Here is a 9,922-nt window from a genome sequence, read left to right as displayed (position 1 = left end):
GGGGGGGGGCGCTCCCTTGACAGGATGCCGGGCGGGCTACAGCAGCACTACGCTGCTCAGGTGCCAGTTGCCCTGCTGTCCAACGAAAGCAATGTGCAGGTGGCCCACTTCTACCAGCTTCGTGCCACCGGCGCACACGGCCACGGCCTGCACGGCTTCTGTCGTGACAATGCGGTGGGTGTTTGCAACGATAGGCTGTACCCGCACGGCGGCGGCGGCAATGGCCTGTACTTGCTCAAAGGTGAAGGTCTGCATAGTCAGTTGGCGCTTAGTTGCACGAGGTCGAACAGCCAGACCCTGCCGGCCCGTAGCTCGATGCTGACCCACGGCCGCACCCACGGGCCGGGCGGGCGGCTGGAACGAAGCCGTAGCAGCTCAGGGGTAGGCGGTAACGGTTGGTGTTCACCTCGGCTAAGGTACGAACTATTCCACCGGCTCAAAACCAATTGCACACCGACACCTCACCCGCTCCGATGCCGGAAGAAGAGGGTCGCCAGGATACCGGGCCGCCGCCCCGCCCACCGTGAACGTGCCCGCCAACGGCACCCGCTGCCCGTCGGCCGCCCGGTGGGTAGGCCGGGTGCGGGGTCCGACCGTGGCAATCCACCGCTTGCGCAGCTTCACGCCCGTGGCCTCGGCTCCGAGCAGGCTGCCGTAGTTACTGGCACTGATGAGTTCCGTTCGACAGATGCTGACCGCCCGCGCCTGCGAGAGTTCAGCCACCTGTTGCCGCAACGTGCGGGCGGCCTCGGCTACCCCTTGTCCGGCTTCGGCGGCCTGCGTCAGCACGCGCACCACGATGGCGCGGGTGCCGGCCGCAATACCCCGCAGCGAGAGCGCCCCCTCGGTGCTGATGAAGCGGCGCAACCGGCTAGTCCACACATCGAGCAACCCCGCCGGGGCTTCGGCCTTGGTGGTGGTGAGCGCGTCGTACTGCAACCGGGCTTCGGCTACCCCACTGGCTACGTACAAGTCCTCCAATACGGCGCGGGTGAACCGGGTGCCGGCAACGGCCGCGGCAACGGCCGGGCTTGCCCCCGCTTCGGCCGCGGCAACAGCCGCCTCGCAGTCGCGTTGCAGCGCCACCCGTAGGCGGGGCGCGTAGCGGGCGGCCAGCGCGTCCAGGCGGGCCATGCGGGCGGCGTAATCGGTCGACATTAGGCCAGTGGTTCAGTGGGCGCGCTTAGTTGCTCGGCTGTCAGCAGTCCGGCCGGAAAGAGGTACTTGGGCAGTGAGTCGTCTACTTCCACGCCCATGATGCGCTGTTTCTCTTGGGTGGTAATCCAGTAGGCGTCCTTGAGCATAGCTACCTGATCTTTCTTGTCGGCCTGCAACTCCGGAATGCCCGACAGGTCGAAGTCGATATACACCCCGTCTCCGTACTGTTCCCCCAGCCAACGATTCAGCCCGTCGCGTAGCACCGAAAGCAGCGGGGTGATACAGGTGGTGTAGAGGGCCCGGCGGGCTTCGGAGACGTTGTTGAACGTGCTGCCCTTCGCCCCGTTCAGGAGTTGGCCCGGGAAGTGGTAGAGGTCGCATACCGCGTCCTTGTCGTGCGGAATAGCGGCCAGCACATCCAGATCGACTGGCGAAAGGCCCAGGTTCAGGTAGCCCAGCTTGCCGCCCAATACGGGAATCTCCCCCCGGCGGCGGCCGTTGCCGAAGAAGCTGCGCAGGAAGCTGCGGAAGCCCGATAGCTGCTCACTCGTCCACGGCTCGGTATTGCTTTCATCGTAGATCACCCCGGGCGGGCCCTGGTTCTGGTACTGCCGCACCCGGGCCTCGATGCCGCTCTTGGCTGCCGTGAGACTATGGATACCCGCCGCCACCGGGGAAAGGCCGTAGCGGGTGCCATCGGGGTTCCAGTACTTGAGGTGCAGGATTTCCTCGGGGGCCCACGTTTCCTTGCCCCCGTTGGCCTTGTCGAGTTCGTAGCCCGTTACCTCTTCCATCCACCCGCCACCCTTCACCTGCAAGGTGGGCGGCATGGGCCAGATTTCCCCGACCTTCCCGGCGCGGCTGCCCATTTCGGGCCGTACCCCGATGGTGTAGGCGTTGCCGCAGGTGAGCAGGTAGCCGAGGCTATGCAGCACGATATCGGCCCAGCTGTGGCGCGGGTTCGGCCGGTACAGCAGATCGGCTAACGGGTGCTTCGCCAGTCGCTCTACCGTATCATCGGACTTGACCGTATAGGCGCCCCAGGGCACGGCGGCGGCCGTGGTGAGGATGTAGCTGATAACCGAGTAGGCGGTGGCGTGGTTGCTGTAGCCGGTCTTGGTCAGTTCCCCGGCATCGGTGCTCAGCCAGCGGGCCTGTTCGCCGTTGGTGTACTGCAGCATCGGCGCGGTGCGGCCCAGGTAGTCGGTGGTGCCGCTCAGCAGCTTCACGTCGAGGCGGGTAGGCGCGACGGGTTCCAGGCCCAGGGCCTGTTTAGTGAGTTGCATTAGGCTGCCCATCGTGTGTTCTTAGGAGTTGAAGGGTTGTAGCGGCGAATTGCCTGCGTCAGGCAGTCCACTCGGTCGTCGTGTTTGGCGTTGGGGAAGGTGGCGCACTCTTCGATGAAGCCATCAACCCAGCTTCCATCAATGCAAACGACGCGCAGCGACTGCACGAAGGGGGCGGATAGATTCACCCGGCTCACCTTGTCGCCTTCGGGGTTCGGGGCCTCGACTACGTTTAGCTTGGTGTCTTTGCGCAGCTGCTGCACGGCGCTCGGGCCGCTGGCCTTGGGCTCGATGTGAATCATGCTTTGCGGCCCGTAGCCGTTGCGCTCAGCAAAGACCGGAATGTAGGCAGTCAGAACCGGGAACTCCATACGGCGGGCCTCTACTTCGCGGATATACATCGTGTTATCCACGTAACAGGAAGCCATAAGGGCCGTTGGGTCGTTGGCTTGCTTGTCCTTGATGGCCGTATCGGCGTCGATATGCCAGACGGGTTCCAGGCCTTTCGTCAGGATGAGGAAGTCGGGCCAGCTGATACGCTGGAACCACGCCTTTTTGAGCTTTCCGCCACCCTCGGGGCTTGGTCGCTGTTGAAACTGTCCGGCGTACCCATATTCGCCCAGGTCTTCTTGGGCCTTGTTGCAGGCCTCGTTGTCGAGCCGGTTTACATCCAGAAGCCCGTCGGTGTAGCAGTCGGCTACCTCGGGCGGGGACACGTCGCCACTGAGCTGCGCAGGCAGGCAGATGTGGCGCAGGCTCTTTTTCTTCTCCAGCCACGTTCCGGCCGGATCCAACTCATGCAGCCGCTGCATTACCAGAATCGTAACGGTGCGTTTCTTGTTAGTCTTGCGCGTGCTGAGTGTCTTGGACACGAACCGATTGGCCCGGATGCGGGTGGTTTCGGATTCGGCTTCTTCGGGGTTGATCGGGTCGTCAATGATGATGAAGTCGCCGTGCATACCCGTTACCCGGCCCCCGGTAGAAGTGGTGAAGCGCTGGCCTTTCTGGGTGTTCTTGTAGGCGGTCTTGCCGTCTTCGTCGTGCTTGAAGGCAATCAGGCCCGGGAATACGGCCGCGAACTTATCGGACTTGAGGCAGTCACGGGTTTTGACGGCGTGGCTGATGCTCAGGTCGGCGGCGTAGGAGCTGCTGATGATGCGAATGCCCGGGTTCTGAATCCACAGCCACGCCGGGAACAGCTGCGTTACGGTGGTGCTTTTACTGCTGCCAGGGGGCACGTTGATGAGTACATCGGGCTGCGTTTCCCCGCGGGCCCATGCCTCATACACCTCCTGTAGTTGGTCGCAGATGTACTCGATATGCCAGTTGGGCACTAGCTCCGTGGCCTCAATGGTTTCCCAGAACTCCAGAAAGAAGTCGTAGAACCGGCGGCGGCATAGGTCGGCCACCAATTCCATTTCCGTCGGCAGGCCTAGCAGGATATCCTGACTCATTCGGTTGCCCCCTCCCCCGGCTGCATCTTGCGGCGAATCGAAAGCAGCGACAGCAACTCTTCGCGGCTGAGCTTGGAGGTGTCCGTAGGCGGCAGCAATGGGGCCCCATCCTTGCCCGTTACCTCCTGCCGGTCCTTGAACTTCTCGGGTCGGTGGGCTTTGAGTAGCGCCATCAGCACAGCATCGGAGCCGACCCGCTCAAAGTAGGGCTCTCCCGTAACCGGGTGTAACAGCGGGTTGCCGGCCTTATCAAACTTGTACTGCACGCCCTCAAAGTTGGCGCGGGCCCAGGCCTGCTCTTCCAGCTTGTCGGCGGCTATTTCCAGGGCCTCATCCCACTCCTGGGCAAAGCTCGGGTCGGTATCTCGGCATTCGTAGGCCCAGGAGCGGGCGACACCAGCAGCGCGGGCGGCTTTGGAAGCGTTGGCGCTATCGGCCAGCACGGCCAAAAAGGCCCGCCGCCAAGTGGCGAGGGGCTCGGGCGCGTGCGTTGGGCTGTCCTGTTTTGTCCGGTTCACCAACGAAACTACCCCCACCAGAGGCCGACGCGGCACCCGAAGCGGGGGAAGTTGTGTACAGAAGCGCCCGGGGTTACACCGGCAGTAGCCGATACACCCCGGTACCCCGCTCACGGCACACCGGCTTGCGGCCCGGCACCGGCACGCATACCTCTTCCATGAGTTCCGGCCCGATCATGAACCGCAGGCGGCTGCGCTTGCGGGCGGGCTCGCCGGGCGGGGGCTGGAACGGGGCGGCCGGCAGCGTCTGCCGGGTGCGGAAGAACACGCCCCCCGACCCGCTCGACTCCAGCAGTCGGCAGCGGGCGGTGGTGGGGTTGGTGTTGAGTAGCCACTCGTTGGCTACACCCCGGCGCGGGGGGACGATATCGGCCACTTTGCCCGGGCCCAGGTTGGCCTGTCGCAGGGCTTCGCGGTTCAACTCCACCCGGTCGGGAATCCGCACATGTACCAGTGCCACGGCCTGGTGGGTTGCCTTGCGGGCCGGCGCCACCACTTCCACCACCCGGGCCGGCTGCCCCTGCGGTACCGGCCCGAACCCACCGCCCACGAACCCCGTTGGCCCGCGGCTCCCTCCTCCACTACCGCCGGGTAACATCGGGGGCGGGGGTTATGGGTGGTACGGGAGTGGTGGGGAGGGTAGCCAGTAGGGCGGCACGGCAGATGGCCAGGGGCGCGGTATCGGCTGTTGCACGGTGGTAAGGCTCGCCGGATGTATTCCACACTTCGCAGTGGTGCAGGTAGGTAGCGCCGCCGTTGATTCGGGTTACATCACATAGCTGTGCGGTCTTGTCGAGGCGTTCTACTACATCCCATGCGGCACCTATCTCCGTGCTGTAGTAAGGCATATGCTCCCACGGCCGGTCCGGGCGTCGCTCCATGTGCTGCGAATCGTACCGCCAATCGCTCTCAATTACCTGCGTCTGAGCCCCGATAACCATGTGCGCTATCAACCCATCCATCTCCCGACCGGCGGGCATCTGTTCAATTTCCTCTCGTGTCATCCGTTCCTCTTCGTTACACCCCGACCCATCAGTAGGGGCCGGGGTGGGTGGGGGTTGCCGCTCCGGACGCTCCGGGCGGGGTGGGTTGGCGGTTAGGGGTGGCTAGCCTTCGCGCACATTCAGCGGCGCGGTGTAGCTCACGTTTCCCAGGTAGCGGTCAACATGCCGGAAGCCCATCCCGACGGCCTTGGCAAACTGTTCGTCTGAATCCATGTCGCCAATCATAGTAGACTTGGACAGGTCCAGATTCAGGTCAATCGCGGCCTGGTAAGCCATGCCGGGCATCGGCTTGCGCATGAAATCGTAATTGTAGGCGCAGTAGTGGTAGACCTCCGTTGGATACTTGTAATCGAAGTTGCCCCGTAAGTGCGTTACAAGTGCGGCCTTTACCTTGGCGAGTTTGGCCTCAATCTCTTCTATCGTATGGAAGCCAGCGGTAACGCCTCCCTGGTTGGTCACAATGACTATCGGGCGGAAGGTGTGATGAATATCATACCAAAGTGCGTTAAGCATCTTCGGCATGAACTCCCAGTCGTCGGCATCCTTTGGAAAGGTTTCGCCGGACTTGGGACGGATAAGCGTGTGGTCTAAATCGAGGAAGAGGGCTGCTGAAGTTTTCATGTGTGGGGTTCGTTTTGTTCACGGTAGACACTCTATTGCCGCTCGGACACTCCGGCGGCTTCTGCGGCAGCACGTAGGGCGGCTACCGGGTGCTCCTCGTCAGCAGCTCAGCCAGTGAGGCAACAACGTCCTCAATAACCCACTCCGTCGCCTCGTCGTTGATGGTCATTTTGACTGTCGAGCCGATTTTGGGGCCGCTTCCAACGATTTCACCTTGGGTTGAGACGACGATGCTATGAAAGGGGGCCTGCTGGGCGCGTAGCGTGAGGTGGATGTAGGGTATCATGGTTTCGGGTTCAACTAGTCGTGAATGGTTACTTCTTGGCCTTGGCGTGGGACTCGGATTGCGTCATGAAGTGGGCCGTGGAAGCGCACCGCATCCCGTGTTTCTGGCATACTTTCGTTAGCTCCTGCACGCAGGCTTTGGTTGCGCCGGTGGCTACAAACCGGATGCCGGGGAACTCTGCTACCTCGTGCGAACCGAACAGCCCCGGTTTTACCGCCGATTCGCGGGGCTCAGGCGACGCGGGCGGGGGCTCGGCTACTTCCGGACGTTGGGCGGGCTGCCGTGGCCGTGGTGGGCTTGTTTGCGCGTGGGCGCTTGTCCAGCCTTTCATGGGGTCGGCGGGGTGGGTAGCGGCTGCCAGTGGGTGATGCCCGTAACCGGATATCCTCCGGCGCCCAAAAGGAACCACTCGCCTTTATCATTGCAGTACCCCAGGGACCCGGCCGTTTTACCGTCTTCAACCACTAGCACCGCATCAGAATTGTACATGGTGAAAACAGGGTGGCTGCCCGCCCTTGTCTCCGGCAGCCGCTCCCCCACCGGCACCCACCCCGCCGCCCGGGCTCCTTCCGCCTCGGCAGTGGCTTGGGCGGCGTGTAGGCGGGCCGTGAGGGCGTCTAGCTCCTGCAACACGCCTGTCATGCAGGAGGCCAGAACGCCGGCGTACCCAAAGCGGGCGGAAGGGTCGGCATCGGGGCGGTTGGCTACGGCCAATACCTCCCGCGCCTGTCGCACCTCCCACCGCTCCCCCGCTTCCCCGGCCGCTTCGGGCGCGGGGGTTGCGGGCGGGGTTGCCTCCTGGTAGCCTCGGCAGAAACCGTCAAGGAAGGCGGTGCGCTCAAACTGGTTGAACGACTCGGGCTCGTTGCGGTAGCCGCCGGCGTGTTGCTCTGCCAGGGCCTTGATCTGTTGCAGTGCCTCTAATTTGGCCGGGGTCATTGCTTCGTTCTGGTTCTGTTCCATCAGCTTCTCTATGCGGCCCATGCCGCTGTCGGTGGGTGCCCGGTAGCCGCCGGGCCGGGGGTGGGGGTTAGCGAATCGGTAACTCCAACAGCCGCTTCCAGCTGGCCACGTCGCAAGCATCACCAGCGCAGCCGGCGGCAACAGCCTCGCGTACTTCGCGGTGAACCAATTCGCGCCAGCCGACGGGCAGCCCGGCCCAATGCTGTTCTACTAGTTCCGACACGGTGCTGGTAGCGTAGGTGCGGCGGCCCAGGGCGTAGCGGAAGGCGCACACCATCAGGTCGTTTAGTTCGCTGGTGGGCAGTGTGGTTTTAGCGGGGGCTTCGGAGTGTACAGGCATCGTGGTAGTTGTTACAGGGTGAATCAGGTGGGCGGGGGGTTAGAAGGGCATTCCAGGGCCCGGCCGGTATGGGGCAGGTATCAGCACAAGCCGCTTAGGTCCGGTCCGGCGGTGACGGCGGCTCTTGGGGGCGGGCTGGTAGTACTTGCGTCGATCCGCAGCGCAGAAGTGCATTGGGCTAGACGTGTAGCAGTGTGGTAGGCGCTCAGCCAGCACGGTAGGCCAGAAGATGTTGTTGATATTCATCGCGGTAGCTGTTAGGGGTGAATGAGGTAGGCGGCGGGCTAGTGAATCAGGTTATCCAGCGCGGCAACCACTTCTTCTAGACTGCTCTCCATCGTTTCCAACTCGCCTTGGTCCATGTCGAACTGTTCCCCGGCGTCGCTCTCGTGCCATTTCTCGGACCGGGCGTCCATGTATTCGGCGTGTTCAGCGGCTACCGCTGTTACTTCGGCCTGTATCTCGCCGAGTTTATCCCAGACGGCGGCAAGGCGTTTCTTGTGTTTGGCAAGCATGGCTTCTATCCCTCTCGGGTATTACAGGGTGAATCAGGTAGGTGGGGGTTGTCGCTTTAGAAGGGGGCCGGGCCTTTGCGGGTAGCGGCCGGGTCGGTGTCGAACTGGCTGGCCGGGAAGTCGTTGATAGCGGGCACGGCACCGGGGGCGTTGAAGCTGACCGTCTCGAGCGGGTGCTGGGCGTCGCCTATTTCGGGGAAGTAGCGCGACTGGCTCAGGTCGTAGGTCAGGTTCAGTTGGCCGGGCTTGCCGACCCGGCCCTGCTTTTTGATCTTGTGCACCCACAATTCCACGGCCGGATCGGGGAAGGCCGGCCGGAAGGTGGCCATCACGTTGTCGAACTTGTTGTTGGTCATCTTGCCCCCGCTAATCGAGTAGGCATCGGGCACGACCAACTTGCCGTTTTTGTCCTTCACCGAGCCCGCCGGGTGAGCCGTCATTACCAGGGCCAGGTTCAAGCGGATGGCGAAGCGCTTGAGCATGCTGTACTGCTCGCTTAGGTAGATATCTTCCCGGCTCTGAAACGAGTGCATCAGCTGGTTCCAGGGGTCGATTAGTACGCCATCCAAGCCCCGCGCCTCATGCAGTTGCTCGAAGCTGTCAAGTAGCTGTTTCGGGGTGGCACCTTCGGGGGCAATGACAACGAAGAAGTGGGCGGCCAGCCAGTCAATAGCCTGCTCGAGTTGCTGCTCACTCATGCGGCGGTCGGCAAACTTGATATTGGCCGTACGACCAACGAGCATCTGCGCCATTTCCACGTAGAAGTCGGACTCGTTTTCGGGCACGTACACGGCGAACTTCCACCCGTCGAAGGCCGATTTAATCAGCATGGCGTGGTGAATGAAGCGGCTCTTGCCGTGGTTGGGGTAGCCAGTGATACAGGTGATTTCCTTGCGCATCCACGTCCAGTACTCGTTCAGACAAGGCCAATGGGTTGTTTCACCGTTGCCCAGCCCGTGCCGGTAGAAGTCCAGCGCTTCGGCCTTGGCTTCTTCGGGGCTGATGATGCGCAGCTGACTGGCAGCGGAAGGCAACGGGGCTTGCGGGGGCGCGGCGGCTGGTGCACGGTGCACGGGGGCCGCCGGGGCGAAAGGGTTGATGCTCATGCGTTCGGGTCGTTTTGGGGCGGGTGCACGGCATTCCACCAGCGGTCGGTCATCTTCTTTTCGCGCAACAAGTCCTGGTGTACCAGCTGCATTTGCCGCATAGCGAAGGCGGCGCGGGTGGCCTCGGCATACATGGCCTGCTGGCTGGCGGCCAGGTTAGTAGCGAGTTGGTCGGTGTAGGCGGCGGCGGATTCGCAGTAGGCTTGCAGGGCTGCGAGCATCGTTTCCAGCTCGCTCGTGCGGTCCACGTCCTGACGGGTAGCCGTCAGGACATTGAAGGTGGCAATGTCGGCCTCGAGCCGAGCCACTACGGGGGCCGTTACCTTCCCCAGCCGGAACGCGGCGCTACGTGTTTCGCCTTCGAGTGCTTTCAGGGCCTGTTCGTCGTAGATCATCGGGCGTTGGAGTAAGGGTTTTCCGGATGGGCCAGCGACACGATGGTGGCACTTGGCCAGTGGTTGAGGTAGCTGGCCGCCTTCATGCGGTCGTGGCTCTGGTCGTGCACCCCGTCGATGTAGATGACCTGGCCGGGGGTTTCCTTGCCGGGCTTGGGTAGCAGGTGCTTCGGAGTGGGGTGCGACGGCAGGGTGGCGCCGCCGGGCTGGGCTTTGAGTAGCGGGCCGTTTTTGCTCTGGTTGTTGAGGTAGTTGCGAATCCAGCCGTTCCACTGG

General features: G+C 63.0%; 16 protein-coding genes. All 16 read right to left on the bottom strand.

The window, feature by feature from the left end; translation table 11 throughout:
* Nucleotides 1-36 precede the first annotated feature (36 nt).
* On the bottom strand, nt 37-255 hold the full coding sequence (locus BLW21_RS20465) for a hypothetical protein (RefSeq protein WP_092743900.1): 219 nt from the start codon (nt 253-255) through the stop codon (nt 37-39).
* Nucleotides 256-423: 168 nt separating this feature from the next.
* On the bottom strand, nt 424-1,158 hold the full coding sequence (locus BLW21_RS20460; protein WP_092743898.1) for a phage minor head protein: 735 nt from the start codon (nt 1,156-1,158) through the stop codon (nt 424-426).
* The gene (locus tag BLW21_RS20455) at nt 1,158-2,444 is read right to left on the bottom strand and encodes a phage portal protein (protein WP_175471074.1); all 1,287 of its coding nucleotides are present in this window, start codon (nt 2,442-2,444) and stop codon (nt 1,158-1,160) included. Before BLW21_RS20455 ends, BLW21_RS20460 begins: the two co-directional genes overlap by 1 nt.
* Nucleotides 2,444-3,898: a phage terminase large subunit gene (terL, locus tag BLW21_RS20450; protein WP_092743894.1), complete on the bottom strand. Its 1,455-nt coding sequence runs from the start codon at nt 3,896-3,898 to the stop codon at nt 2,444-2,446. The genes BLW21_RS20455 and terL overlap by 1 nt, the downstream gene beginning before the upstream one ends.
* Nucleotides 3,895-4,452, bottom strand: a complete 558-nt coding sequence (locus BLW21_RS20445) for a hypothetical protein (RefSeq protein ID WP_217633896.1) — start codon at nt 4,450-4,452, stop codon at nt 3,895-3,897. The genes terL and BLW21_RS20445 overlap by 4 nt, the downstream gene beginning before the upstream one ends.
* 37 nt (nt 4,453-4,489) lie before the next feature.
* Complete coding sequence (locus BLW21_RS20440; protein ID WP_139255364.1) at nt 4,490-5,014, bottom strand: hypothetical protein; 525 nt, start codon at nt 5,012-5,014, stop codon at nt 4,490-4,492.
* A complete protein-coding gene (locus BLW21_RS20435; protein ID WP_092743891.1) occupies nt 4,998-5,420 on the bottom strand; it encodes a BC1872 family protein in 423 nt (140 codons plus the stop codon). The genes BLW21_RS20440 and BLW21_RS20435 overlap by 17 nt, the downstream gene beginning before the upstream one ends.
* A gap of 102 nt (nt 5,421-5,522) precedes the next feature.
* A complete protein-coding gene (locus tag BLW21_RS20430; protein WP_092743889.1) occupies nt 5,523-6,041 on the bottom strand; it encodes an HAD-IIIA family hydrolase in 519 nt (172 codons plus the stop codon).
* A gap of 82 nt (nt 6,042-6,123) precedes the next feature.
* Nucleotides 6,124-6,327 (bottom strand): hypothetical protein, encoded by a 204-nt coding sequence (locus BLW21_RS20425; RefSeq protein ID WP_092743887.1) that lies wholly within the window; start codon nt 6,325-6,327, stop codon nt 6,124-6,126.
* Between the two features lie 28 nt (nt 6,328-6,355).
* Complete coding sequence (locus BLW21_RS21395; protein ID WP_139255363.1) at nt 6,356-6,658, bottom strand: hypothetical protein; 303 nt, start codon at nt 6,656-6,658, stop codon at nt 6,356-6,358.
* Nucleotides 6,655-7,311 (bottom strand): DUF551 domain-containing protein, encoded by a 657-nt coding sequence (locus BLW21_RS20420; protein WP_175471073.1) that lies wholly within the window; start codon nt 7,309-7,311, stop codon nt 6,655-6,657. Before BLW21_RS20420 ends, BLW21_RS21395 begins: the two co-directional genes overlap by 4 nt.
* Before the next feature lie 46 nt (nt 7,312-7,357).
* Nucleotides 7,358-7,630 (bottom strand): hypothetical protein, encoded by a 273-nt coding sequence (locus BLW21_RS20415; protein ID WP_092743883.1) that lies wholly within the window; start codon nt 7,628-7,630, stop codon nt 7,358-7,360.
* Between the two features lie 284 nt (nt 7,631-7,914).
* Entirely contained in the window at nt 7,915-8,145 is a 231-nt protein-coding gene (locus BLW21_RS20410; protein WP_092743881.1) for a hypothetical protein, read from the bottom strand.
* A 56-nt stretch (nt 8,146-8,201) separates the two neighbouring features.
* The gene (locus BLW21_RS20405; RefSeq protein WP_092743879.1) at nt 8,202-9,251 is read right to left on the bottom strand and encodes a P-loop NTPase family protein; all 1,050 of its coding nucleotides are present in this window, start codon (nt 9,249-9,251) and stop codon (nt 8,202-8,204) included.
* Nucleotides 9,248-9,646, bottom strand: a complete 399-nt coding sequence (locus BLW21_RS20400; protein ID WP_092743877.1) for a hypothetical protein — start codon at nt 9,644-9,646, stop codon at nt 9,248-9,250. Before BLW21_RS20400 ends, BLW21_RS20405 begins: the two co-directional genes overlap by 4 nt.
* On the bottom strand, nt 9,643-9,922 hold a 280-nt coding region (locus tag BLW21_RS21675), incomplete at its 5' end, for a hypothetical protein (RefSeq protein WP_175471072.1). The genes BLW21_RS20400 and BLW21_RS21675, both read right to left, overlap by 4 nt.

Origin of the sequence: Hymenobacter psychrophilus (assembly GCF_900107135.1) — a bacterium.
In the GTDB taxonomy this organism is placed as follows: Bacteria; Bacteroidota; Bacteroidia; order Cytophagales; family Hymenobacteraceae; genus Hymenobacter; species Hymenobacter psychrophilus.
Note: the sequence above shows the minus strand (reverse complement) of the source record. Positions and strands in the feature narration are given on the sequence as shown.